This is a genomic window from Sorangium sp. So ce1335, assembly GCF_051521615.1.
Lineage (GTDB): Bacteria > Myxococcota_A > Polyangia > Polyangiales > Polyangiaceae > Sorangium.
Map to the genome: position 1 here is coordinate 503,418 of NZ_CP150363.1, position 25,504 is coordinate 528,921.

The 25,504-nt window shown below is 73.7% G+C and carries 14 protein-coding genes; 4 read left to right on the forward strand and 10 right to left on the reverse strand.

What is annotated here, in order from left to right; genetic code table 11:
• Positions 1-252: 252 nt before the first annotated feature.
• Positions 253-1,143, reverse strand: a complete 891-nt coding sequence (locus WMF24_RS01775) for a 3-hydroxyacyl-CoA dehydrogenase family protein (RefSeq protein ID WP_437734598.1) — start codon at positions 1,141-1,143, stop codon at positions 253-255.
• Between the two features lie 251 nt (positions 1,144-1,394).
• On the opposite strand from WMF24_RS01775, the gene WMF24_RS01780 reads away from it, so the two are divergent.
• From WMF24_RS01780 to WMF24_RS01790, 3 genes are all read left to right on the forward strand, one after another.
• The gene (locus WMF24_RS01780; RefSeq protein ID WP_437734599.1) at positions 1,395-12,617 is read left to right on the forward strand and encodes a tetratricopeptide repeat protein; all 11,223 of its coding nucleotides are present in this window, start codon (positions 1,395-1,397) and stop codon (positions 12,615-12,617) included.
• A 14-nt stretch (positions 12,618-12,631) separates the two neighbouring features.
• Positions 12,632-13,639 carry an aminotransferase class IV gene (locus tag WMF24_RS01785; protein WP_437734600.1) on the forward strand — a complete coding sequence of 336 codons (1,008 nt, stop codon included), beginning with the start codon at positions 12,632-12,634 and terminating at the stop codon, positions 13,637-13,639.
• Between the two features lie 148 nt (positions 13,640-13,787).
• A complete protein-coding gene (locus tag WMF24_RS01790) occupies positions 13,788-14,621 on the forward strand; it encodes a hypothetical protein (protein ID WP_437734601.1) in 834 nt (277 codons plus the stop codon).
• A gap of 171 nt (positions 14,622-14,792) precedes the next feature.
• Here WMF24_RS01790 and WMF24_RS01795 read toward each other — a convergent pair whose 3' ends face one another.
• From WMF24_RS01795 to WMF24_RS01810, 4 genes are all read right to left on the reverse strand, one after another.
• Positions 14,793-16,949 (reverse strand): hypothetical protein, encoded by a 2,157-nt coding sequence (locus WMF24_RS01795; protein ID WP_437734602.1) that lies wholly within the window; start codon positions 16,947-16,949, stop codon positions 14,793-14,795.
• Positions 16,950-17,003: 54 nt separating this feature from the next.
• Entirely contained in the window at positions 17,004-17,390 is a 387-nt protein-coding gene (locus WMF24_RS01800) for a RidA family protein (protein ID WP_437734603.1), read from the reverse strand.
• 88 nt (positions 17,391-17,478) lie between these two features.
• Positions 17,479-18,186, reverse strand: coding sequence for a recombination mediator RecR (recR, locus tag WMF24_RS01805; RefSeq protein ID WP_437734604.1), 708 nt, complete (start codon positions 18,184-18,186; stop codon positions 17,479-17,481).
• Between the two features lie 5 nt (positions 18,187-18,191).
• Entirely contained in the window at positions 18,192-18,515 is a 324-nt protein-coding gene (locus WMF24_RS01810) for a YbaB/EbfC family nucleoid-associated protein (RefSeq protein WP_437734605.1), read from the reverse strand.
• 302 nt (positions 18,516-18,817) lie between these two features.
• Between WMF24_RS01810 and dnaX the strand changes: the two genes are divergently transcribed.
• Positions 18,818-21,196, forward strand: coding sequence for a DNA polymerase III subunit gamma/tau (gene dnaX, locus WMF24_RS01815; RefSeq protein ID WP_437734606.1), 2,379 nt, complete (start codon positions 18,818-18,820; stop codon positions 21,194-21,196).
• Positions 21,197-21,383: 187 nt separating this feature from the next.
• Here dnaX and WMF24_RS01820 read toward each other — a convergent pair whose 3' ends face one another.
• Genes WMF24_RS01820 through WMF24_RS01840 form a run of 5 tightly spaced genes read right to left on the reverse strand, consistent with a single transcriptional unit; the run spans position 21,384 to position 25,361 of the window.
• Positions 21,384-21,950, reverse strand: coding sequence for a Uma2 family endonuclease (locus tag WMF24_RS01820; RefSeq protein ID WP_437734607.1), 567 nt, complete (start codon positions 21,948-21,950; stop codon positions 21,384-21,386).
• Positions 21,940-22,536 (reverse strand): ATP/GTP-binding protein, encoded by a 597-nt coding sequence (locus WMF24_RS01825; RefSeq protein ID WP_437734608.1) that lies wholly within the window; start codon positions 22,534-22,536, stop codon positions 21,940-21,942. The genes WMF24_RS01820 and WMF24_RS01825 overlap by 11 nt, the downstream gene beginning before the upstream one ends.
• A 7-nt stretch (positions 22,537-22,543) precedes the next feature.
• The gene (locus tag WMF24_RS01830; RefSeq protein ID WP_437734609.1) at positions 22,544-23,536 is read right to left on the reverse strand and encodes a class I SAM-dependent methyltransferase; all 993 of its coding nucleotides are present in this window, start codon (positions 23,534-23,536) and stop codon (positions 22,544-22,546) included.
• Positions 23,533-24,618 carry a radical SAM protein gene (locus tag WMF24_RS01835; protein ID WP_437734610.1) on the reverse strand — a complete coding sequence of 362 codons (1,086 nt, stop codon included), beginning with the start codon at positions 24,616-24,618 and terminating at the stop codon, positions 23,533-23,535. The genes WMF24_RS01830 and WMF24_RS01835 overlap by 4 nt, the downstream gene beginning before the upstream one ends.
• The gene (locus WMF24_RS01840) at positions 24,615-25,361 is read right to left on the reverse strand and encodes a radical SAM protein (protein WP_437734611.1); all 747 of its coding nucleotides are present in this window, start codon (positions 25,359-25,361) and stop codon (positions 24,615-24,617) included. Before WMF24_RS01840 ends, WMF24_RS01835 begins: the two co-directional genes overlap by 4 nt.
• Positions 25,362-25,504: the final 143 nt, after the last annotated feature.

Below are 25,504 nucleotides of genomic sequence, written 5' to 3' on the forward strand. Positions count from 1 at the left end.
CATTCGCGCCGCAGCCCACCCCCACCCGCTCCTCGGAGAGAGCCAGCGGGGGAGGGGGTGCCGCGCGAGGGGGCCGGCGGGGGAGGGCCCCACAAACCCGAGCGCCGGCCCGCTCCTCGCGCCTCCCTCCCGGACCGCCCCACCCGCGCCCACGGCAATAGCCCCCCGAGAGGCGCGAGTTTGTGGGAGGGCCCCCCGCCGGCCCCCTCGCGCGGCATCCCCTCCCCCGCTGGCTCCCCCGCAGGAACGAACCTACACCGCCCGCCCGCTCTTCTGCCCCTTGGCGTCGTACACGTAGAACCCCCGCCCGCTCTTCTTCCCGTACCACCCCGCCGCCACGAGGTTCCGCAGGAGCGTGGGCGCCCGGTACTTCGAGTCCCCGAACTCCCGGTGCAGCACCTCCGCGATCGACAGCACCGTGTCGAGCCCGATCAGGTCCGCCAGCTCGAGCGGCCCCATCGGGTGGTTCAGCCCGAGCCGCGCCCCCGCGTCGATGTCCTCCGGCGTCGACAGCCCCTCCTGGAGGGCGAAGCACGCCTCGTTGAGGAACGGGATCAGCATCCGGTTCACGATGAACCCCGGCTGATCCTTCGACGTGATCACCGTCTTGCCGAGCCCCTCCGCGAGCGCCCGGACGGCCTCGTACGTCGCGTCCGACGTCTGCACCCCGCGGACGAGCTCGACGAGCTTCATCAGCGGCACCGGGTTCATGAAGTGCATGCCGATGACCAGCTCAGGCCGGCTGGTCACCGCCGCGAGCCGCGTGATCGAGATCGACGACGTGTTCGACGCCAGGATCGCCCCCTTCGGCAGCGCCGCGTCGGCGAGCTTGAAGATCCCGCTCTTCACGTCGAAGCTCTCGGTCACCGCCTCGACCGCCAGGTCGGCCCCCGAGAGCCCGGCGATGCCGTCGGCCACCGCGATGCGGCCGAGCAGCCCCTCGCGCGCCTCCGCGGCCATCTTGCCCTTCTCCACCTGCTTCGCGAGGATCGCGGCGATCTGAGCCTTGCCCGACTCCGCCAGCGCCCTCGAGACGTCGCACAGGACCACCTCGAGGCCCGCGGCCGCGGCGACCTGGGCGATGCCTCGCCCCATCTGACCCGCGCCGATCACCCCGAAGCGCTTGATCGTCGTAGCTTCCATGCCGCGGTTGATAGCCGATGCCGCGACCGCGGTGAACCGCCGGCGTCCACGTCGCGCCGCCCCGCCGCCCCGCGGCCCGCGGACGTCCCCGGCGCAGAAGCGCGCGAGAGCTTCGCCCGCGCTTCCAGACCCGCGGGGCCGAGGATCCTTGAAACCGTGTCGTCCGGCCGGGTATCTTCGGCCGGCCCGTGAACGGACCCGACCGAATTCGCGAGGTCCGCGGAGAGACGATGAGCGTTGAGACGATTCGGATGGCCCTTGGGCGCCTGCAGGATGAGCCTGAAAACGAGGCGGCCTGGAACGAGCTCGCGGAGGCCGTGACCGCCCCGAGCAACGGTGCGGGCGCCGGGGACGTCGAGCGCCTGCTCGGCGCGGCCCGCGCGCGGCACGAGCAGCGGCACGAGTGGGACGCCGTCGCCCGCCTGCTCGAGCTGGAGATCGCCCTCGCCGCCGGGAGCGCGGTCGAGCCCGCGATGCAGGCGGAGCTCGCCCGCGTCTACCACGAGGAGCTCATCGACGTGGACCGCGCCGCGGCCGCCTACAAGCGGCTGCTCGAGCTGCGCCCCGACGACGACACCGCCGCCGAGGCGCTCGAGACCGACGCCTCGAAGCGCGAGCGGTGGCGCGACCTCGTCGACCGCTACGTGGCCGAGGCCGAGGGCGCGACCGACGGCGCCTTCCAGAGCGCGCTCTACACGAGCGCCGCCGACATCGGCTACCGCTACGGCCGCGCCGAGCTCGGCGAGAAGGTCGCCGAGCTGCTCGACCTCGCCCTCAAGCTCGACCCGAAGAACCGCCGCGCCACGAGCCTCGCCGAGATCGCCTTCGCCGCCGCGGGCGACTGGGAGGCGGTCGTGCGCGTCCAGTCGCTCGTCAAGGCCGAGGCCCAGAGCAAGGAAGACCGCATCGCCGCGGGCGTCCGCGCCGCGCGCACGATCAAGGCCCACCTGAGCGACCCGGCCCGCGCCGTGGCGGCGTACGAGGAGGTGCTCGACCTCTCGCCCGGCCAGCCCGAGGCGCTCTCGTTCCTCGCCGAGGCGTACTCCGCCGCGGGCGACTGGGATCGCCTCGTCGCCCTCTACGAGGACCAGCTCCGCAGCGGCGGCGTCAAGCCGGGCGAGGAGCTCGGGATGCTCGTGCAGATCGCCATGGTCCACTGGCGCATGCGCGGCCAGCCCCAGGCGGCGGAGCCCTATTTCGACCGCGTGCGGCGCGCCGACCCCGCGCACGCCGGCATGCTCAACTTCTACCGCGAGGTCCTGGAGCAGCGCGGCGACAAGCCGCGGCTCACGACGATCCTCACGGACGCGCAGCGCGCCCTGCCCGACGGCGCCGAGAAGCGCGCGATCGCCACCGAGCTCGCCCGCCTCGCCGAGTCGCAGGAGAACGCCGCCAAGGCGATCGAGCAGTACAAGTCGGTGCTCCGGACCGACCCGGAGAACCGCCAGGCGCGCGACGCCCTGAAGCGGCTCTACCTCCAGACGGAAGGGTACAACGCCCTCGTCGAGCTCCACCGGCAGGACCTCGAGCGCACGCCCGCCGACGACGTCGCCGGCCGGGTCGCCGTGCTCCGCGAGATCGCCGGGATCTACCGCGACCGCGCCAAGAACGACGCGGCGCTCGTCACGGTGCTCACCCAGATCGTCCAGCTCGACGACAAGGACGTCGACGCCGTCCGGGAGCTCACGCGCATCTACGAGTCGCTCGGGCGCTGGCGCGACCTCTTGTCGTACCAGCAGCGCCTCGCCGAGCTGACCGAGAGCCGCGCCGAGAAGGCGGGGCTCTACCGCGCCGTCGCGCGGCGCTGGTTCGACCAGTTCTCGAACGTGCAGAACGCCATCGCCGCGTACGAGGCGCTGCTCACGGTCGAGCCGATCGACGAGGAGGCGCAGCAGAAGCTCCGGGAGCTCTACCTGAAGCGCCGCGCCTGGCCGCAGCTCTACTCGCTCTACGAGCGCAAGCTCGAGAGCGCCGAGGGCGCCGCGAAGATCGAGCTGCTCGGCGAGATGGCCAAGCTCGCCGCCGAGCGGCTCGACCGCGGCGCGGACGCCATCGCGCTGCAGAAGCGGATCCTCGAGCTCGACCCGAACGCCCCCGGGGTGCTCGACGCGCTGGAGAAGCAGGCCGAGCGCGAGAAGGACTTCGCCACGGTCGCCGAGGTGCTCGAGCGGCGCGTCGACCTCGCGCCCGACGACGCGGCGCGGCTCGTGTCGCTGCAGAAGCTCGGGGCCGTGTACGCCGAGCGCCTCAAGGACGCGGCCGCGGCGGCGCGGACGTGGCGGCGCGTGCTCACGATCTCGCCGGGGCACGCGCGCGCGCTCCGCGTGCTGCGCGACGCGTACTTCGCCGCGGGCGACTGGGACGGGCTCGAGGAGCTCTACGCCTCGCAGAACGACTGGGAGGGCCTCGTCGACTTCCTCTCGGGCGCGGCGGACAAGGCGACCGACCCGGCCACGAAGCTCGACATCTCGTTCCGCGCCGCGCGGATCTTCGAGGAGCAGCTCAAGGCGCCCGAGCGCGCGGCGCGCTCGTACGAGCGCGTGCTCAGCGTCTCGCCGAGGGACGCGCGCGCGGCCGCGGCGCTCGTGCCGATCTACGAGGAGGAGGAGAAGTGGGCCCGGCTGCCGGCGCTCTATGAGATCCTCCTCGACGCGACGGACGACGCCGAGGCGCAGGTCGGCATGCTGCGCAAGCTGGCGGCGGTGACGGGCGGCCCGCTCTCGGACAAGCCGAGCGCGCTCGGCTACGCGCGCCGCGCCTACGAGCTCAAGCCGGACGAGGAGGGGCTCGATCTGCTCGAGGCCTGGTCCCGGGCGGCGGGCTCCTGGGGGCCGTTCGTCGAGGCGGTCGAGGGCCGGCTCCGGACGGCGACGTTCGTCCCGACCGACGTGCAGCGCACGCTGCGGCTGAAGCTCGCGGAGGTGTACGCGCGCGAGATGGGCAAGCTCGACGAGGCGGTCACCGTCTACCGCGGCCTCGTGGAGGACGACCCGTCCGACGAGAGCACGGTGCGGGCGCTCGACGCGCTCCTCCGCGCGAACGAGCGGCAGGAGGACCTGCGGTGGCTCTTTGACCTCAGGGCGAGCCAGGTCGAGGGCGAGGCGCGCGCCGAGATCCTCGAGGAGTGGGCGACGCTCGAGGAGGAGGTCTTCGGCGACCCGGCGAAGGCGATCGAGCTCCTGCGCAAGGTCATCGCGCTCACGCCCGGGCGCGTCGACGCGCTGCGGGTGCTCTCGCGCCTGCTCATCGCCGCGGGCGAGTACGAGTCCGCGGCCGAGATCGTGGCCACGCACCGCGACGTCAGCGAGGGCGACGAGCGCGCGCGGCGCGAGATCGAGCTCGCGGGGCTCTACCTCGACCGGCTGGACCGGCCGACGGACGCCTTCGAGGCCGCGGTGCGCGCGCTCGACCTCGCGGCGCACGACCCGGACGCGATCGCCGTCCTCTCGCGCCTCGTCGAGCGCCCGGAGACGCGCGTGCGCGCGGCCCGGGTGCTCGCGATCGAGTACGCCGAGACCGGCAACCACCGGCGCGAGGCCATGGCCCTGCGGGTCATCCTCGAGGCGGAGCGCGATCCGGCGCGGCGGCGTGAGCTCTACGTCACGCTCGCGGACGTCGAGGAGACGAAGCTCCACGCGGCCGGGACGGCGTTCGACGCGATGCTCCGGGCGCTCCACGAGTTCTCGGACGACCTCGAGCTCTGGGACCGCGCCGCGGAGCTGTCGCGGCGCGCGGGCAGGCCGACGGACCTGGCCGAGGCCTACCGGGTGCACCTCGTCGCGGGGCGCACCGAGGGCGACAAGGTGCTCGGGAGCGCCGTGGAGGTCGAGCTGTGCGAGCGCGCGGCGAGCCTGCACGACGAGCAGCTCGGCGACCCCGAGGGGGCGCGGCCGTACCTGGAGCGGGTCCTGAACCTCGACCCGAACAACCACCGCGCCTTCGAGCGGCTGAAGCAGATCCTGACGGCGGCCGAGCGCTGGGGCGAGCTCGAGGAGCTCTACGACCGCGCCGCGAAGGGCACGACCGACCAGGCCGAGCGCATCGAGCTGCTCAACGAGGTGGCGCTGATCGCCGAGGAGATCATCGGCGACGCGGCCAAGGCCATCGGCTACTACGAGCGCATCCTCGAGCTCGACCCGTTCTACACGGCGGCGCTCGACTCGCTGGAGAAGCTCTACGAGCGCGAGGGGCGCTTCCGCGACCTCGCGGCGCTGCTCGAGCAGCGCCTGAAGACGGCGACCGAGTCGGAGAGCGTGGAGATCAAGCTGTCGCTCGGCAGCATCTACCTCGACCGGCTCCACGAGCCCGAGGGGGCGCTCGGCCACCTCGAGGACGTGCTCAGGATCCGGCAGAACGACCCGAAGGCGCGCGAGCTCGTCGAGCGGCTGCTCGACATCGGGGCGCTCCGGCTCCGGGCGGCGCGCGTGCTCGAGGCGGTGTACGAGGCGCGCGACGAGATCCGGCAGCTCGTGCGGGTGCTCGAGATCCGGCGCGAGGGGGCGGAGTCCGAGTCGGAGCGGCGCGAGCTGCTCCGCCGGGTCAGCGTGCTCCAGGACGAGCGGCTCAAGGACGACGCCGGCGCGTTCGCCAGCCTGTCGGAGCTCCTGCCGCTCGAGCCGGAGGACCTCGCGGCGCGCGAGCGGCTCATCGAGATCGGCCGGCGCCTCGGGGAGCACGAGCAGGTCGCCGAGGTGCTCACGGCGGCCGCCGACGCGTGCGGGACGCCCTCGATCCGCGGCGAGATCCTGATGGAAGTCGCGAGGATCTGCGAGGACCAGCTCGGCGACGCCGACAGGGCCGAGAAGGTCTACCGGCGCGTGCTCGCCATCGATCCGACCGACCCGTCGCTGGTGATCCCGGCGGCGCAGGCGCTCGGCCGGATCTACGCGGCGAAGGAGCAGCACCAGGCGCTCGCGGGCGTGCTCGCGATCGAGGTGCGCCTCGAGGAGGACCCCGAGACGCGGCGGTCGCTCTACGAGCGCATCGGCACGCTGTACGAGACGGTGCTCGACGACCCGCAGAAGGCGATCGAGGCCTGGCAGGCGCGGCTCGGCGACGACAGCGCCGACACGGCGGCGCTCGCGGCGCTCGAGCGGCTCTACGAGCGGACGGCGCAGTGGCGCGAGCTCGTCGGCATCCTCCGGGCGCGGGAGCAGTCGACGGCGGACGGCGAGGAGCGGCGCCGCGCGATGACGAAGGCGGCGGAGACGCTCGCGCAGAAGCTCGCCGACGTGCCCGAGGCGATCAACGCCTGGCGCGCGGTGCTCGACGAGTTCGGCCCCGAGCGCCCGACCCTCGCGGCCCTCGAGGAGCTCTACGAGCTCGACGAGCGCTGGGTCGACCTCGCCGAGACGCTGGAGACGGACCTCTCCCTCGCCGTGGAGACGCCCGCCCGGCTCGATCTCCTGGCGCGGCTCGGCGACGTGCGGCGGCTGCACCAGGCCGACGCGACGGGCGCCCTGGAGGCGTACCGCCAGGCGCTCTCGCTCGATCCGTCGAACGCGCGCTGCCGCGCGGCGCTCGAGGCGATGCTCGAGCGGGACGACGCGCGGCGCGACGCGGCCGAGACGCTCGAGCCGCTCTACGAGGCGGACGGCGACGCCGAGCGCCTGCTCCGGGTGCTCGAGATCAAGGTCGAGACGTCGGATCTCCCGACCGAGCGGCTCGCCACCCTGCAGAAGGCGCTCCGCACCGCGGAGGGGCCGCTCGGCGACACGTCGCGGGCGTTCGGCTACGCGCTCCGCGGCGTGCGCGAGGCGGCCGGCGAGCCCGACGTGACGACCTGGATCGAGACGGTTGAGCGGCTCGGCGAGGCCACCGGCCGCTGGGCCGAGGTGTGCGAGCTGTTCCAGCGCATCGCGCCGGACATCCTCGACGGCGACGTGCAGCAGAGCGTCCGGCTCCGGGTCGGCGAGCTCGCGCGGCACAAGCTGGGCGACCGCGAGCTCGCGGTCGAGCAGTACAAGAAGGCGCTCGAGGCCCGCGGCGACGACCGGCGGGCGATGATCGCCCTCGAGGAGCTCTACGGCGAGGCGAACGACGCGGGCCGGCTGCTCGAGATCCTGAAGCTCCGGGTCGAGAACGCCGAGAACGACGAGGAGAAGACGGGGCTCCTGTTCCGGATCGCCGAGCTCGAGCGGGGCCCGCTCGGGGACCCGGCCGCCGCGATCGCGACGTACGAGACGATCCTCGACATCGCGCTCCACCCGGACGCCATCGCGGCGCTCGACGGCCTCTACCGGGAGGCGGGGCGCTTCGAGGACCTCATCCGGCTCTACGAGCGGCAGCTCGACGTGCGCGCCGGCGACCTCGCCGAGCTGCACGTGAAGATCGCGCTCGTCGCGCACCGGCACACAGGGGACGTGCAGCGCGCGTTCGACGAGCTCTCCGAGGCGCTGCTCATCGACCCGGCGCACGAGGGCGCCGTCGCGCTGCTCGAGACCATCCTCGAGGGCTCGGCCGAGGCCGAGCACCGGGCGCGCGCGGGCGAGATGCTCGAGCCGGTGTACCTGCGCCGGGCGGACTGGAACCGGGTGAGGGTCGCGCTCGAGGCGCGCCTCGCCGCGAGCCAGGACCCTGTCGAGCGCCGCGACCTCCTGCAGCGGCTCGCGACGCTGCACGAGGAGCAGCTCGAGGACTACCGCGCGGCCCTGGAGACGGTGGCGAAGCTCCTGCACGAGGACCTCACGGACGAGGGGGTCTGGGCGGAGCTCGAGCGGCTCGCGAAGGTGGCGAGCGCCGAGCGGCGGCTCGCGGAGATCTACGCGGCGGAGCTCGGCGAGCTCTCCTCGGACGACGCGTCGAGCGCGAAGCTCAGCCGGCGCACCGGCGAGCTCTACGCCGAGCTCGGCGACGTGGCCGACGCGCTGACGTGGTACCGGCGCGCGCACGAGTTCGAGCCGGACTCGCGCGAGCTGTTCGAAGCGATCGACCGGCTGCTCATCAAGGAGGGCCGCCACGCCGAGCGCATCGAGCTCTACCGCGCGGCGCTCGACTACCGGAAGGACGAGGACCGGCTCGACGCCCTCCACACGATCGCGCGCCTGGAGCGGACGGAGCTCCGCGAGCCCGCGCGCGCCATCGAGACGTACCGGGCGGCGCTGGACGTCGACGAGAACGACGCCCGGGCGCTCGACGCGCTGACCGAGCTCTACCGCGAGCTCGACAGGCCGCGCGACCTCGCCGACCTGTACCTGCGCCGCGCCGAGGCGGCCCCGAACGGGGAGCGCGCGGCGCCCTACCGGCTCGCGCTGGCGGAGCTGCTCCGCACGCGGCTCGACGACACCGCGGGGGCGATCGACCAGCTCGAGGCGATCGTCGGCGAGGTGCCGACGCACGCCGAGGCGATCCGGGCGCTCGAGGCGCTCATCCAGGATGCGCAGCACAAGGCCCGGGTGGTCGAGATCCTGCGGCCGCTCTACGAGGGGGCGGACGACTGGCGGCAGCTCATCCGGCTCAACGAGGAGCGGTTCGGCCTCGCGACGGACGCGCGCGACAAGGTCGCGGTGCTCCGGGAGACGGCGAAGCTCTGGGAGACGCGGGGCGACGACGAGCTGCGCGCCTTCGACGCGACCCGGTCGGCGTTCAGCCTCGACCCGGACGACGGCGAGACGCGCGGCGAGCTCGAGCGGCTCGCCGAGCAGCTCGGCGCCTGGGAGGAGCTCGCGGAGAGCCTCGAGCAGGGCGTGACGATCACGTCCGACGAGCTCACGAAGCGCGAGCTGCTCTCGTCGCTGGCCAGGGTCTATGACACGCGCGTCGACGACCCGCGCCGGGCGCTCCGCGCGTACGCGCGGCTGTCCGAGCTCGACCCGAGCGACCCCGAGCCGCTCGAGCAGATGGACACGCTCGCCGTGCTCCTCAGCGACTGGGACACGCTCATCGCCGTCCTCGAGAAGAAGAGCGAGATGGCGTCGGACGAGGAGAACGCCTCGATCTGCCGGCGCATCGCCGAGACGAAGCTCGAGATGCTCGAGGACACCGAGGGCGCGATCCAGGCGTACGAGCGGGCGCTCGAGCTCGATCCCGAGAGCGCGATGACCATCGACGCGCTCATCGAGCTGCACGAGCCGCGCGGCGCGGCGAGCCGGCTCGTGGAGCTCTACGGCCGCCGCGTCGAGCTCGCGGGCCCCGACGAGGAGGAGCTGCGCTACGACCTCAACGTGCGCGCCGCCGAGCGGTACGAGAAGGACCTCTCGAGCCCGCGCGACGCGATCACCGCGCTGAACGCGGCGCTCGAGGCGAAGGCGGGCGACCCGGCGGTGCTCAAGTCGCTGGAGCGGCTCTACCGGGCCGAGCGGATGTGGGACGAGCTCCTCTCGAACCTCATGCTCCAGGCGAGCGCCGCCGCGGACAGGGACGCGCGCATCAAGCTGCGGACGGCGATCGGCGACCTCTACGCGGGGGAGCTCGAGAGCCCGAGCGACGCGATCGAGCAGTACCGGCTCGTCCTCGACGAGGATCCGGTGAACGACCACGCGATCCGGGCGGTCCGGGCCATCGGCGAGGGCCGCGAGGAGCTGCGCCTCGACGCCGCCCAGGTGCTCGAGCCCGTCCTGCGCGCGGCCGGCCGTCACGAGGAGCTCGCGGCCGCGCTCGAGCTGCGCCTGCGCGCGCAGACCGAGCCGTCCGACCGCGCCGAGACGCTGCGGGCGATCGCGGCGGTGCAGGACGTGCAGCTCGGCCGGCCGATCGAGGCGGAGCAGGCGCTGCTCCGCGCCCTGGAGGACGCGCCGGACGACGCGTCGCTGCACGGCGAGATCGAGCGGCTGGCGGAGCGCACGGACGGCTTCGGGCGCTACTGCGACGCGCTCGCGCAGCGGGCCGCGTCGACGTTCGACGCGACGATCGCGAAGGACCTGTTCCTCCGGATCGGCCGCATCGCCGAGGAGAAGCTCAAGGACGACCGGCGCAGCGCCCAGGCGTATGCCAAGGCCGTCGAGCACGCCGGCGACACGCCGGAGCTCCTCGAGGCGCTCGACCGGCTCTACGGCCGGCTCGGCGACGAGAAGGCGCTCGCGGACGTGCTCGAGCGGCGCGTCGCGGTCACGCCCGGCGATCGCGACCAGGCGGACCTCTTCTACCGGCTCGCGGTGATCCAGATCGAGTCGTTCGGCGACAAGTCGCAGGGGCTGAACACCCTGCGGCAGGCGCTCGATCGCGCGGTCGACCACGAGCGGGCGAGCGCCGCGCTCGAGGCGCTCACCGAGGATCCGGCGCTCTTCGACGAGGCGGCCGAGGCGCTCGAGGGCGTCTACCGCACGCGGGGCGACAACGCCGCGCTGGCGCGCCTCTACGAGAAGCGCATCCGCTTCGCGCCGACCGGCGTGGAGCGGATCCGGATGCGGCTCGACCTGGCCAAGGTGCTCGAGGTGCGCTCGAACGACCCGCGGGCGGCGCTGGAGACGCTCGAGAAGGCGCTCGCCGACGACCCGTCGGACCCGGACGTGCTCGGCGAGATCGAGCGCCTGGCCCCGCTGACCGGCGGCTGGCCGAGCGCCGCGGCCGCCCTGGAGCGGGCGGTGCGGGCCGGGGCCGACCTCGACGGCGACACGGCGCGCGACCTCTGGATGCGCATCGCCGAGTGGCAGAAGAACAAGGTCGGCGACGCGAAGGCGGCCGAGGCGGCGTACGAGGCGGCGCTCACGCACGACCCCACGAGCGAGCACATCCTGCGCTCGATCGAGGAGCTCCAGCGGGCGCCGGGGCGCGAGCGCGACCTCATCGGCACGCTCCGGCGGATCGCGTCCCTCGACGGCATGGAGGGGATGGCGGGCGAGCTCCGGCGCGAGGCGAAGGAGCTCGCGGAGCGCGCGCTGGGCGACAGGGAGCTCGTCGAGGCGATCCTGCGCGAGATGATCGCGGCGGACGAGGGCGACACCTGGGCCCTCGCCGAGCTCACGAAGGTGCGGGAGGAGGCGGGCGACCACAAGGAGGTCTTCCGGCTGCTCGTGCGCCAGTCCGAGCTCTACGCCGAGGCCGATCGCATCCGGGACGCGCGGCACGCCGCCGCGGCGGTCGCGCGCGAGAAGCTCGGCGACGACGCGGCGGCGATCGAGCTCTACGAGACGCTCTTCGAGGCGGATCCGGGCGACGCGCGCGCGGCGACGGCGCTGCGCGAGCTGTACGCGAAGGCCGGCAAGCACAAGGAGCTGCTCGCGCTGCTCGAGCGGCTCACCGACCTGGCCGAGTCGCCCGAGGCCCGGTCGGCGCTGCGCCTGGAGAGCGCCGAGATCTGCTTGTCGCGGCTCGACGCCGTGAGCGAGGCGACCGAGCACCTGCGCGCCGTCCTCGACGAGCAGCCCGACAACGAGAAGGCGACGGTCCTGCTCGCGCAGCTGCTCGAGAAGACCGGCCGCGATCAGGAGCTGTCGGACCTGTTCGTCACGCAGATCGAGCGCGCGAAGGACCGCGGCGACGTCGCGGCGGAGCTGTCGTACAGCGTCCGCCTCGGCGAGGTCTACGAGACCCGGCTGAACGACACGGCGCGGGCGATCGAGACCTACCGCGCGGTGCTCGAGCGCGAGCCGCGCCACCCCGGCGCGCTCCTCGCGCTGGCCCGGCTGCACGAGCAGCGCGGCGAGAAGGCCGAGGCGGCGCAGCGGCTCGAGGTGATCCTCGAGGACGCCCGCGCTGCCGAGGCGGTGAGCACGGCGCTCCGGCTCGCGGACCTGCACCGGGCCCTCGGCGACGAGGGCGCGGTCCGGCGGGTGCTCGAGCGGGGCCTCGCGGCGGACGCGTCGGCGCAGGACATCAGGAAGCAGCTCCTCGCGCTCTACGAGAAGCAGCAGGCCTACACCGAGCTCGCCGATCTCATCACCGGCGACGCGGAGACGGCGGCGCAGCCGGCCGAGAAGGTGGCGCTCTACCGCAAGGCGGCGGGCATCCACCTGACGAAGCGGAGCGATCCCGGCCGCGCCGCCGACCTCCTGGAGAAGGCCACCGAGCTCGTCCCGGGCGATCGGGAGCTCCTGCTCGCGCTGTGCGACGCCTACAGCGCCTCGGGCCGCGGCCAGAAGGCGGCCGAGGCGCTCCAGAAGATCGTCGAGTCCTACGGCGGCCGCCGCTCGAAGGACCTCGCCGCGATCCACCACCGCCTCGCCAAGGCCTACCTGGCCGAGGGGCAGCGGGACCGGGCGCTCGCCGAGCTCGACGTCGCGTTCAAGATCGACCCGGGCTCGATCGCCATCCTCCGGGACCTCGGGGTGCTGGCGCTCGAGCTGTCCGAGTCGAGCGACGACGCGGCGGCGAAGGCGGCGCACATCGATCGCGCGCAGAAGACCTTCCGGGCGCTGCTCCTGCAGAAGCTCGACGAGGGCGCGCCGATCAGCAAGGGCGAGGTCTTCTATTACCTGGGCGTCATCAGCCACCGTCAGAACGACGACAAGAAGGCGATCCAGATGCTGGAGCGCGCGCTCGACAACGACAGGGACTTCGCGCCCGCGAAGGAGCTCCTGGCGCAGCTCAAGAAGTGACGTAATCTCGCCGTGTGACGCGGCTTGTCAGCATCGACGGTGTCGTCTTCCCGCCGGAGGAAGCCAGGGTCTCTGTCTACGACCGCGGCTTCCTCTACGGCGATAGCGTCTTCGAGACCATCCGCACCTACGGCGGCGAGCCGTTCGCCCTGGAGGAGCACCTCGCCCGCCTCGAGCGCTCGGCCGCGCGGATCGCGATCGCCCTGCCGATCTCCCGCGACGAGCTCGAGCGCGAGGTGCGCGCGCTCGTCCGGGCCGCCCATGCGGCCGGCGGTCCCGGCGCCGCGGCGGGCTCGGCCGGCGCGGCGACCTCGGCCGGCGCGGCGACCTCGGCCGGCGCAGCGGCTGCCATGCCGACCGAGAGCTACGTCCGCGTGATGCTCACCCGCGGCAGCGGCCCGCTCGGGCTCGACCCCGCGCTCGCGGGCGCGCCCCTCCGCGTCATCCTCGTCGAGCCGCTGAAGCCGCTGCCGGGCGCGCTCTACCGCGACGGGATCGCGGTCGTCACGATCCGCACCCAGCGGGCCGGCGACGCGGCGCCCGGGGCGAAGGTCTCGAACTACCTCGAGAGCTTGCTCGCCCTTCGCGAGGCGCGGGCCGCCGGGGCGCACGAGGCGCTCATCCTGGACCCGTCAGGCCACGTCGTCGAAGGGACGACGTCCAACGTCTTCCTCGTGGAGCGGAGACCCCCGGCGCACGAGGGCGAGGAAGGCCCCGGACCCGTGCTGATCACCCCGCCCAAGGAGGCTGGGATCCTCGTCGGCATCACCCGGGCCAACGTGATCGAGGTCGCGGGCGAGCTCGGCCTTCCCGTGTGCTGCGAGCCCGTCACCATGGCCCGGCTCCTCGCGGCCGAGGAGGCGTTCATCACCTCGAGCCTCCGCGAGATCGTTCCGGTCGTCCGCGTTGACGCGCACCTCATCGGCGCCGGAGCTCCCGGCCCGCAGACCCGCGCGCTTCACGCCGCTTTCCGCAAGAAGGTGGGTCTCGGTGCGGCACCTCTCCCCTGGGACGCACCGTGAGCCCCGCAGCCGACCCGACCGCGTCGAATTCTTGCGATCCCTGATGGTCCGCACGGCGCGCGCGTCCAAGGAGCAACCTGGCACGCTCCCTGCGCGGTGGGACGGGGCTCGACCCTCGCCCGCCGTACACTCAGTCCGAGAGGAATCCATGATGAATCGCTCGCTTCGAATCGCCTGCTTCCTGATCTGCGCCACGTCCGCCGCGGCGACGGCCGGGTGCGCCATCACCACCGGCGAGAACTCGATCACCGCCGAGACCCTCGTCCGCTACGAGGGCAGCGACGAGAGCGCGCGCGTCGAGTACCTCCCGACCCAGAGCGTCCGCATCGTGAGCGACAACGGTGACGTCGAGGTCGTCACCGGGGACGTCAGCGATGTCGTCGTCACCTTCTCGCCCTTCACGATGCGCAAGAAGGACGAGAACAGCCTCGCGAAGGCGGAGATGGAGAACGACCTCCGGCTCGCCGCGAAGATCGACGGCGACGTCGTCATCTCGACCCAGACGACGTCGGGCGCCTCGGGCTACCTCGGCGCCGACATCCGCGTCGTCCTGCCGGCCGACTTCGACGGCGTGCTCCGCGTGGAGCAGGACAACGGCAGCGTCGACGTCGACCTCGACGGCGCCCCGTCCCGCGGCACCACGGTGCTCAGCGACAACGGCAGCGTCGATGTGGTCGGCGCGCGCGGCGCGATCGACGTGTCCACCGACAACGGCAGCGTCTTCGTCGACCTCGACGCGTGGAGCGACACGGACGGCACGATCTCGAGCGGCAACGGCGAGATCGAGCTCTCGGTGCCGGCCGGGGTGGACGGGACGATGACCGCGCAGACGCTCCTCGGCGACGTCGTCGAGCAGGGCCTGCCCTCGACGTGGGCGGTCGCCGCGAACGACGCCGGCACGTCGTACACGATGGGCGACGGCGACGGCGGCCACCTCACGCTCTTCACCGAGAACGGCGACATCGAGATCCGCGTGAAGTAGCTCCGCCAGCACAAGAAGCCGAGAGGCGAGCCCCGGGGAGACCCGGCGCTCGCCTCTCGTCCTTTGTCTGTCCGGCGCCGGCCGGCCCGGCGCTCCGGATCACCGGCCCATCGAGCCAGCGCTCCGGATCACCGGCCAGCCGGGGTCAGCGCTCGGATCACCCGCAGCCGATCACCCGCCGGCCGGCGGCTGGGCCTCGGCGCCCTGATCGCCCGCGGGGGCCTCCTCGCCGCCCGCCGGGGCTCCCCCGGCGCTCGGGGCCGCGCCGGCCGGGACCGGCACCCGGAGCTGCCCGCCGCCCTGCTGCGCGAGCACGCCGAGCGCCTTCTGGAAGAACGCCGCCAGGAACGGGATCTCGCGCGGCGGCGAGGTGATGAGCCCCGCCTCCTTGACCGCGCGCGCGACGGCGAGGGCGGCGGTGGCCGCCGCGTCGCCCTTGCGCGCGCGCAGCGAGACGGCGCTGCTCCGCATCCGCGTCGCGAGCTGCGTGCGCACCTCGGGCGAGAAGAACCTGTCGGTCGCGAGCTCGATCTCCTCCCGCAGCGCCACGTTCACCTTCTCGGCGTCGCGCGCCCCGGCGGCCCCGAGCCGCTGGCCGACCTTCTGCAGGAGCTCGTCGAGCGCCTGCCGCGCGGGCAGCCAGTGCCGGAACTCCGGCTCCTCGTGGAGGGCGGCGGAGCCGGCGATGTGCGCCGTCACCTGCTCGTCCGTCAGGCTCTCCTCGAGGTCGGCGACCGGGTGCCGCGGCTCGGCCTCCGGCGCGGGCTCGACGAGATCGCGGCACCCCTCCAGCCCGAGCGGCAGGACCTGCCCCGACACGGCGTTCTGCCGCTTCGCGGCCGCGATCCGGTGGCGCGCCCACTCCAGGGGGACGGGCACGGGCGCCGTGCCCAGGTTGTCGTACGCGCGCGCGCGGCCCTCCTTGAGCTGCGAGCCGCTGAGCCACCCCGCGCCGGCGTGGAGCACGCCGACCGCCTCGCGCACGATCACCTCCGCGATGCGGTAGCGGCCGCTCGTGTCGCGGCTCGTGATCGCGATCGCCTCGGTCCCGCTCGAGTCCGGCGGGATCAGCGTCGCCTCGAGCACCTCGGCGCGGTCGTCCGCGAGCCGCGCCACGCGCGGGCGCGTCGGGATCGCCGCCCCGCGCGACTTCAGCACGTTGAGCGCGCGCCGCGCCGCCTTGCGCGCCGCGCCGGAGGCGTCCTCCGCCTCGGCGGCCGCCGCGATCGCCTCGGCGTTCGAGGCGCCGAGCCACGCGTCGACGAGCGCCGGCGCGGCGTCGCCCGCGGCCCGCAGCGCCTCGAGCGCCCGATCCCAGCCCGCCGCGAGCACCTCGGCGTCGAAGTCGACCTTCGCCGCCGCGCCGCCTTCCTGCCGCGCGCCGCCCTCGGCCTTGCTCTTCGCGGCCGGCGCGGCCTGCTTGGCCTTCGCGGTGCGCGCCTTGAGCGCCTCGCGCGCCGTGAGCGCCGGCTTGTCCGAGGCCGCGACCTGCTTCGCCTTGGCCGCCGGCAGCGCGAACAGGAGGTGCGCCGGCCTCGCCGGGCCCTGCTGCCGCGGGTCCTTGCCGGTCACGACCGTCGCGGTCGCGCCCTGCCCGACGACGGTCACCATCTGGCTCGGAGGCTTCGCCGCCGCGGGCGCTCGTCCCTCGGCGCCCCCCTGCGCCCGCGCTCCCTGCGGCCGCCCGCCCTCGGCGACGGGCCGCGGTCCGCGGTCGGGCCTGGGCCCCCGCTCCGGCCGCGGTCCGCGGTCGGGCCTCGGCCCGCGGTCGAGCCTCGGGCCCTGCTCCGCGCCGGCTCCCTCCGCCCTGGGTCCACGCTCCGGCCGCGGTCCGCGGTCGGGCCTCGGCCCGCGGTCGGGCCTCGGGCCGCGGTCGGGGCGCGGCCCGCGGTCGGGCCTCGGGCCGCGGTCGGGGCGCGGTCCGCGGTCGGGCCTCGGCCCGCCGGCCGCGGCGGCCGGCCGCTCGGGCCGTGGCGCGCGGTAGTCGCGCACGACGCGCGGCGCGGCGGTGGGCGGCGGCGCGGCGTCCTCGCTCGTGGGCGGCGGCGGCGCGTCGGCCAGCGCCGGCCGCTTGCGGGGCGCGATCACGTCCAGCAGCGAGCCCTGCGGCTCCTTGGCGGCGGCCCTGGCCGCGGGGCGCTCGCCCGCGGGCTGCGCGCCCTCGGCCGGCTCGTCGGCCCTGCTCGCGACGGACGTGCTGGCCGAGCGGACGACCCTCCGCGCGCGCGGCTTGTCTGCGCTCTCTGCATCGGGGGCGCCCTCGCGCGCAGCTTCGGGAACTGCGCTGGCGGTCCGCTCCGTGCTCTCGCTCTCGTTCTTTGTGCTCATGTCGAGGCTCCCGGGGGCATTTTGGAGATGGGGGCCGCGGCCGCGGCCCCCCGATTATCGCGATAGATGGGCAACAGCTTCGATCTCGACGGCGGCGCCCTTGGGCAGCGCCGCCACCTGCACCGTCGCCCGTGCGGGCAGCACGCCGCCGACGGCCGCCCCGTACACCTGGTTGACGACGGCGAAATCGGCGAGGTCCGTGAGGTAAATCGTGGTCTTCACCACGTCGTTCCAGCTCGCTCCGGCCGCGGACAGCACCTCGCTCAGGTTCTTGATCACCTGGGCGGTCTGCGCGTCGATCCCGCCGGCGACGAGCTCGCCCGTCGCGGGATCGATCGGGATCTGGCCGCTGCAGAACACGAGGTCGCCGGCCCTTACGGCCTGCGAGTAGGGGCCGATGGCGCGCGGGGCCCGATCGGATGTGATGGCGGTGTTGGACATGTCGACCTCTGCATGATGGAGCGCCCCGGCATGCGGAAGGCCCGCCCGCCCGGCGCGGGCGCGCCGGGGGCCGGTCGGCGCGGTTTCTCTAGCCGAAGCTCTTCCGGCCTTCGATGGCTCGCCCCAGCGTCACCTGGTCGGCGAACTCCAGATCTCCCCCGTGCGGCACGCCGCTGGCGATGCGCGTGACCTGGATCCCCATGGCGCCGAGCTCGCGCGCGATGAGCAGCGCGGTCGCCTCTCCGTCCACCGACGGCGGCGTGGCGACGAGCACCTCGCGCACCGGCTGCTCCGGGTCGCGCGCGCGCGCCCGGAGCGCCTCGAGCGGCAGCTCCTCGGCGCCGACCCCCTCGAGCGGCGAGAGGAGCCGGCCGAGCACGAAGTAGCGCCCGCGCATCGCCCCGCTCCGCTCGATCGCGAGCAGGTCCTGGACGCGCGCGACGACGCAGAGCAGCGCGCCGTCGCGCCGCGTGTCGAGGCAGACGGCGCAGAGCGCCTGGCCGTCCTCGCCGATCTCGGCGATGTTGCCGCACCGGGCGCACGGCCGGATGTGGTCGCAGAGCTCCACGAGCTCGCTGCCCAGCTCGCGCGCCGTGTCCTCGCCGGCGGTCACGAGGAAGAGGGCGAAGCGCTGGGCTGTCTTCTCGCCGACGCCGGGGAGGCGCGCGAGGAGCTGGGCGACGCGCGACAGCCGGGCGGGCAGGCCGCCGGGCGCGCTGCGGAAGCCGGGCGCGGGCGCGGCGCGGCCGCCGTTCGGGACCTTCGAGGAGCCGGGGGGCGACGCCGGGGGACGCAACGCGATCAAGTGTGCATGCCGGGGAGCTTGACGCCGCCGGTGACCTTGGCGATCTCGCTCTCGACGAGCTTGTCGGCCGTGTCGAGCGCCGAGTTCGTCGCCGCGACGATGGAGTCGAGCGCCATCTCCAGGCCCTCGCTCTGGAGGAAGGCGGGATCGACGTCGATCCGGCGCAGCTTGCCCTCGCAGGTGACGACGACGGTTACCTTGTCGCCGGCGGCGGTCGCGCTCACCTCGCGGTCCTTCAGCTCGCCCTTGACCTGGTCGATCTTGCGCTGCATGCGCGCCGCCTGGCGCACGAGCTCGTTCATTCCGCCGCGAAATTGCATGGTCAGGCGGCGGTCTATGCCGTGAACCGCGCCGGGCCGCAACCGGGAAGGGGAGCGGGAAGGGAAGCGGCAAGGGGAGCGGCAAGGGCGCCGCGGACCCTTCCGGCTCTCCAGGCACTCCCTGGCGCTCCCTGGCGCTCCCTGGCGCACCTTGCCCGCTGCGGTGGCCGCGCAGACGGCCGTGACGGAGCGGGGTGCGTTCGGCGCGGCAAGTCTGGCAAACTCTCCGGAATGCGGGGCGAGCCCGGTGCCGGCCACAGCCGCGGCGACGCGCCCGCGAGAAGGTGCTAGTCGAGCAGCGTATGAGCTACGTCGTCCTCGCGCGGAAATGGCGCCCGCAGTCCTTCGAGGATCTCGTCGGCCAGGAGCACGTCTCCACGACGCTCGCCAACGCCATCGCGCGCGATCGCGTCGCGCACGCCTTCCTGTTCACGGGCGTCCGCGGCGTCGGCAAGACGACGAGCGCCCGCATCCTCGCGAAGGCGCTGAACTGCGTGCAGGGCCCCACGGCGAAGCCGTGCCAGGCGTGCGCGCCGTGCACCGAGATCACGGTGGGCGCGGACGTCGACGTCCAGGAGATCGACGGCGCGAGCTACAACGGCGTCGACGAGGTGCGCAAGCTCCAGGAGAGCCTGCCGTACCGGCCGGCGCGCGACCGGTTCAAGATCTTCATCGTGGACGAGGTCCACATGCTCTCGAACGCGGCGTGGAACGCGTTCCTGAAGACCCTGGAGGAGCCGCCGCCGCACGTGAAGTTCATCTTCGCGACGACGGAGGTGCACAAGGTCCCTGTCACGATCCTGAGCCGGTGCCAGCGCTACGACTTCAAGCTCATCAGCGCGCAGTCGATCGCGGCGCGGCTCCGCTGGGTGCTCGAGCAGGAGAAGATCCCCGCCGACGATCCGGCGCTCAGCGCGCTCGCGCGCGAGGCGGCGGGGAGCATGCGCGACGCGATGAGCCTGCTCGACCAGGTGATCGCGTGGGTGGGGACGAGCGGCGATCGCATCACGGCCGAGGGCGTGGCGAAGGTGCTCGGCGTGGCCGACCGCGTCGTGCTGCACCGGCTCGCGGGGGCGCTCGTGGACGGCGACCCGGCGGCGTGCGTGCGCATCGTCGGCGAGCTCGCGCAGCAGGGGTACGACCTGCCGCACGTGGCGCGCGACTTCCTCGCGCACCTGCGCGACCTCGTCGTGGCCAAGGTCTGCGACGACCCTGCGCCGCTGCTCGATCTCGCCGACGAGGAGATCGCCGACGCGCGCGCGCTCGCGGCGCGGGCGGACGCGGACGACCTCACGCGGCTGCACCAGGGCTTCTCGCGCGCGTTCGACGACATCGTCCGGAGCGGCCAGCCGCGCGCCTCGCTCGAGATGGCGCTCGTGCGCCTCGCGCGGCGGCCGCCGCTCTTGCCGATCGACGAGCTCTTGCGCCGCCTCGGCGATCTCGAGCGGCGCCTGAACGGCGGCGGCGGCGGCGGTGGTGGCGGCGGCGGCGCGCCGGAGCGCGGGCCGCAGCGGCCCGGCGCGCCGTCCGGCGGCGCGGCTGCGCCGAGGCGCGGCGCGGCGCTGGCCGAGGCGGCGCCGGAGGACGCGCGGGCGGATGGGCGCGGCGCGGGCGCGGCGCCTGCGTTCGGCGGGGCGGCGAACGGCGGGGCGGCGCACGGCGCGGCGGCGCACGGTGTCGCGTTCGCGAGCGGTGCGCCGGGTGCGGGCGGGCCGGCGAGGGCGAACGGCGCGGCGGCGAACGGCGTCGCGTTCGCGAGCGGTGCGCCGGGCGCGGGCGGGCCGGCGAGGGCGAACGGCGCGGCGGTGAACGGCGCGGCGGCAGCGCACGGCCCCGTCGCCATGGCGGGCGGCGTGACGGCGGCGGGCGGCGTGGCGCGAGCCAACGGCGCGGCGGCTGCGTACGGCGCGCCGGCGCCGGGCGGGGTGGCGAGGGCGAGCGGCGGCGTGGCGGCGAACGGCGCGGCGGCGAACGTCGTCTCCCTTGTGAACGGCGCGGCGGGCGCGAACGGCGCGGCGGCGTCCTTCGCGGGCAGCGCCGCGCCGGCCTTCGCGGGCGGCGCCGCGCCGGCGTTCGCGAAGGCGCCGTACGCGAACGGGGCGGCCGCGCCGGCGTACCGCCCCGACAGCGCGCCGCCTCCTTCGCCGCGCGGCGCGCTGTACTCCGTGCCGCAGAGCGCCCCGGCGGGTCCGCAGAGCGCCCCGGCGGCCCCCGCGGCGCCGGGCCCTGTGTCAAGGACGAGCGCGCCGCCCCCGTCGATGAGCGCCGCCGACCTCGCCACCTGGCGCGCGGTGATCACCGGGGTCCGGGCGCTGCGGCCGGCGCTCGCCTCGGTGCTCGAGCACGCGGCCGTGCTGGAGCTGTCGCCGACCCGGGTCGCCCTCGGCTACTACGAGACGAACGCGTTCCTGGCCGGCCAGGCCACCGAGCCCGCGGCCCGCGAGATGCTCGCCCGCGTCCTGCAATCCCATTTCGGCGGCCCCGTCGAGCTCGTCTTCGAGACGATCACCCGCGGCAGCGCCGGCCCGTCGCTCGCGCAGGTCGAGACCGCCGAGCGCAAGGCGCGCGTCGATGCCGCCCGCCGCGCCGTGGCCGACCACCCGCTCGTCACGGCCGCGATCGAGCTGCTCGGCGCCGAGCTCAAGGACGTGCGGCTCGCTCAGGACTTCGCGGACGGGTGAGCGCCGGGGGGCGCGGCGCGAGGCGGCTGGCGCGACGGTAGGAAGGAAGAGAGAAAAACCACAGAGGACACAGAGGGCACAGAGGGAGAGAAGAGAGATTTATATTCTTCTCATCCTCTGTGCCCTCTGTGCCTCTGTGGTTCGATTCTCTTTCTCGTTGATGTGGTTGTGAGGTCCGGCGCCGGGGTCAGCTTCCGGTCCGCAGCCAGGAGCGGAACGCCTTGACCGCCTCGTGCTGGTCCGGCCAGCGCACGAACCGTGCGAGCGCGCCGAAATCCAGGTCCGGAACGAGCTCGCTGGCCGCGAGAGGCTCGTATTTCTCGCCGCGCAGCACATGGAGATGGAAAGCGTCGCGCTCCCAGAACCAGACCTCGCGAACGCCGAGCCCGCTATAGACAGGCAGCTTGTCGAGCCCACCGCTCGTCAGCACCACCTCGATCGCGATATCGGAGAACTCCTTGAGCGTGCCGCCCACGCAGTAACACTCGTCGGGCTCGAGGCCGCGCGCCTTGGCTTCTTGGCGGAACGTCGTCGAGCTGTAGCCATAGAGCGGCACATCGCGCTCCAGCGCGAAGATCTCGATCAGGCGGGCGATGCTTTTCTTCGCTGCTTCGTGCTCGACGGACGGACGCATCAGCTCCAGGGTGCCCTCGCAGAAGGTCATTCGCAGGCCGGGGGTGTCCACCTCGTCCCGCAAGCTGACGTAGGTTTGCCAGGAGACGCCTTGGAGCACGAAGCGCTGCTCACCTTGCATTGCCCACCTCCATGCGGCTCGCCAGGAACTCCGCCCGCTCCTCCACCGTGCCGGGGGCGACGTCGACCACCTCGAAGCCTGCCGCGCGGTACATCGCGCCGAGCCGCAGGTTGATCCGCTCCGCCTCGGCGGCGCGCTCCTCCCGGCTCCTGCCCCAGCGCGGCGCCTGCAGCTCCGGCATCACGGCGAACAGGAACACGAGCGCATAGCGCTCGAAGGCGGGCTCGCCGGGCGGCCACGGATACTCCGCCTCTCCGCTCGTGCGCAGGTAGTACTCGACCGGATCGAGGTAGCCGCGCTCCAGCCAGTCCCCGCTGCGCGCCTCCGCCTCGATCGCCTTCTGCGTCTCCAGCACCCGCGCGGCGAACTCCCGCTTTCGGCACAGGGGACAGACGTGCTCCGGCGCGTCGATCGGGCGAAACGGCGCGTCCGGCGGGTGGCCGTGGGTGCGCGCGCCGAGCTCGTCGAGCACGCGCCGGTGCGCCTCGCCGTGCACGCGGTGGCCCCGCGTGGACGCGAGGTGACGGAGCGTCGTCGTCTTGCCGCACGAATAGGCGCCCGTCGCCACGAAGAGACGCTTGCTCATCGAAGGCTCACCGCCGCGTCCACCACACGGAGTCCGCGCCGATCTCGATAGAGCGCCCAGCGCGCGCCGTGAACCGCGCGACAGCCTCCGTGACGCCTGCGTGCTCCTCGTTGTGATCATGGCCGGCCAGGATCGCGCCCGGCTTGAGCCTGGGCCACCAGGCCTCGATGTCCGCGAGCACCGCCGCCTCATCGTGCGAGCCGTCGAGGAAGACGAGATCCAGGCTCGCCTCGGCGAAGCGCGCCGCCGCGTCCGTGGAGGCCAACCGGTGGACGATCGGCCGGATCCCGAGCGCCTCCATGTTCGCCCTGAACACGCCGGGCACGTCCTCCGCGGCCAGCATGGCGCTGTACCGCGCGGCGTATTCGTCGCTCGATCCCTCCCAGGCGTCGACGCAATGGAGCGCGACCCCGCTCCTCGCCGCGAGCCGCCCGACGTAGGCCGTGGAGAGCCCCTTCCACGAGCCCACCTCGACCATCGCGCCGCCGCGGATCGAGCGCACGAGCGCGCGGTACGCGAGGCCGGCCTCCTCGGAGAACCAGCCCTGGATCGGATCGACCCGGGTCACCGGGAACAGCGCGAGGAGCGCCGCCGGCTTCTGCGCTGGATCGCTGTATTCGTATTGCCTGTCGCACAGCTTCACGAAGCAGCGGGCGTCGTGCGCCACGAACAGCGGCCGCCCGATGACGGCGAACTTCTTGAGCGACGTGGACCGCTCGGGCTCCCGCTCTCCCCTCCGGATCTCGTCGGCGGTCGTCGCGAAGATCACGTCCTCGTGCCGGATCGGGCGCCCCTGATCCGGGCCGTCGGTCCACGGCCGCTCTCCGGGGTACCCGGCGCGGTCGGTGCCGTGCTCGAGGAGGCGAGCCAGCTTGTCCACCTCGCTCGCGCGGAACAGCAGAGGGGCCTTGATGCCGCGCGCCTCGAGCTCGTCCAGCACCTCCTCGAGGAAGAGCAGGTTCCGGCCGATGTAGGGCAGGGGGATGACGGGCGCCGTCATGACGCGTCGAGCCCGGCGCGCGCTGTCGTCGTTGGCGGCGGCGGGCCCAGGATGCCGTCCCAGGGCTGCCAGGTGGAGGCGAGCCGGGCGTTCGGGTGGAAGATGAGCTCGTGGACGATGCCCGGGCCCGAGCGCTTCGTCTCCTCGAGCTGCGCGAGATCGGCCTCCTCGAAGACGACATCGATGTTCTCGAAGCGGAACACCTCGACATAGTAGTAATAGCCGACGATCTGCCGCTCGAACGAGAACCGCGCGTCGGCGCTCAGCGCGTCGAGGATCGGCTCGAGCCGGACGCGGGCGCGATCGCTGTACTTGACGACGTGGTTCTCGACGACCGCTGTCGGGTCGGTCTTCATCAGTTGCCGGAAGATCACGTTGTCCACGCCGAGCGACTGCGCGAACCGCAGATAGGCCACGATGGGCTCCACGGCGTCGATCTGCCCCTCCAGGAGCACGCAGGAGAGGCGCACCCGCGTCCCGCCCGCCGCTGCCGCAGCGACGACATGGCGGAGCTCGTCGACGCTCAGGCCGTCCTTCATCACCATGAGCCGCGCGTTCTTGTCGTGATCGGGGTGGGCGCGGCTGATGTTGAGGTGCTGGACGCCCGTGTCGACGATCCAGTCGATCACCCGCTTTCCCTCGCGCTCCTGGAGCAGCCCCGAGCCGTTCGTCGTGAGCGTCCGCTTGCGACCGCGCCGCGCCTGGCCGATCGCGAGGATGCGGGGAAGCCGCGGATCGTGGCTCGGCTCGCCGCCGGTGATCGACACCGTGGGATCGAGCGGCCGGAGCGCGTCAAGGGATTCGGCCATGGCGTCGAAGTAGCGCCCGTCGTCGTCCTCTACGGTCTTCTGCACGGCGAGGCTCCGCCCGCGCGACGCGGGCCTGAGCTCCTCGACGCAGAAGTGGCACTTCGCGTTGCAGGGCTGCCGGCTGTAGATGGAGAAGTTCGCGTTGCGGTAGACCTCGACAGGCCGACCCCACAGGTCGAAGCGCACCGTCGCGCCGGCGGTGCTGTTGCCTGTCAGGTCGAAGGCGCGGCTCTTCAGGCGGCGCCATTCGTCGCGGAACGGGCGCGCGCTCACGGCAGCCTCCGCATGGCGTCGGAGCGCGCCACGAGGTCGGGGCCGAAGGCGCTGCCGTCCGGGTTGAGCATCGTGAAGTGGGTGCCGACGAGGAAGGGCTCTTCCCAGTCCTCGTGCTTCTGCGCGAAGCCGTAGCGCTGCAGGTGGAAGACGTTGGCGAGCTCGATGAGCCCCGCGTCGCGCACCGCCTGCACGATCCACGCGTCGCCGTCCGGCTCTGTCCTGCGCAGCCGGACGTTCAGCACGAGCTGGCGGTCGCCGCCGAGCGCCGCGAGCCGCTCGCGCAGGGCGCGCGCGAGGTCGAGAAGGCCGCTGTCGTGCTCGAGGAGGTGGTGGTTGACCGAGAGCTTTATCGTGGTGGGCTCGCCGAGCTTCTCCAGCCAGGCGTCGAGCCCGGCCGGGTCGCGCGGGAGCTCGACCCCGTTGGTCACGACGACGACGCGCGCGCACCGGCGCTCGGCGCGGGCGAGCCGCACCATCTCGTCGAAGTATGGGTGGATCGTGGGCTCGCCGCCCTCGAGCTGCACCTCGAACGGGCCCTCGGCCGGGAAGCTCGCGCGGTAGCGGTCGAGGGCGAGGAAGGTCTGCCCCCGGGGCGACGAGCACGTGCAGCACCACGGGCACGAGCGGTTGCAGTGGTTCGAGGTGGCCACGTAGAGCCGGTGCGGCCGCTCCTCCGTGGGCCTGTCGAGCGGCAGCGCGCCCGTGAGCGTGGCGTTCTGGGATCTCGTCGCGGTCGGCATGGAGCGCCTCCAGCGAGGAGGATACGGCGGGGTGGGGAGGGGATGAAGGAGATCCGGGAGGCGCGGATCACGGCGCCGGGGCCATCGCGTGCGCGGAGCGGGTCACTTCGACGTGATCGCGCTTATCACGAATTATTGCGAAC

Excerpts from the sequence above, each read along its gene's own strand:
- WMF24_RS01780 (WP_437734599.1), top strand. The coding sequence starts at position 1,395 with ATGGCCCTTGGGCGCCTGCAGGATGAGCCTGAAAACGAGGCGGCCTGG.
- WMF24_RS01820 (WP_437734607.1), bottom strand. The coding sequence starts at position 21,950 with ATGCAAGGTGAGCAGCGCTTCGTGCTCCAAGGCGTCTCCTGGCAAACC.
- dnaX (WP_437734606.1), top strand. The coding sequence starts at position 18,818 with ATGAGCTACGTCGTCCTCGCGCGGAAATGGCGCCCGCAGTCCTTCGAG.
- WMF24_RS01795 (WP_437734602.1), bottom strand. The coding sequence starts at position 16,949 with ATGAGCACAAAGAACGAGAGCGAGAGCACGGAGCGGACCGCCAGCGCA.
- WMF24_RS01800 (WP_437734603.1), bottom strand. The coding sequence starts at position 17,390 with ATGTCCAACACCGCCATCACATCCGATCGGGCCCCGCGCGCCATCGGC.
- WMF24_RS01825 (WP_437734608.1), bottom strand. The coding sequence starts at position 22,536 with ATGAGCAAGCGTCTCTTCGTGGCGACGGGCGCCTATTCGTGCGGCAAG.
- WMF24_RS01810 (WP_437734605.1), bottom strand. The coding sequence starts at position 18,515 with ATGCAATTTCGCGGCGGAATGAACGAGCTCGTGCGCCAGGCGGCGCGC.
- WMF24_RS01790 (WP_437734601.1), top strand. The coding sequence starts at position 13,788 with ATGATGAATCGCTCGCTTCGAATCGCCTGCTTCCTGATCTGCGCCACG.
- WMF24_RS01830 (WP_437734609.1), bottom strand. The coding sequence starts at position 23,536 with ATGACGGCGCCCGTCATCCCCCTGCCCTACATCGGCCGGAACCTGCTC.
- WMF24_RS01775 (WP_437734598.1), bottom strand. The coding sequence starts at position 1,143 with ATGGAAGCTACGACGATCAAGCGCTTCGGGGTGATCGGCGCGGGTCAG.
- WMF24_RS01840 (WP_437734611.1), bottom strand. The coding sequence starts at position 25,361 with ATGCCGACCGCGACGAGATCCCAGAACGCCACGCTCACGGGCGCGCTG.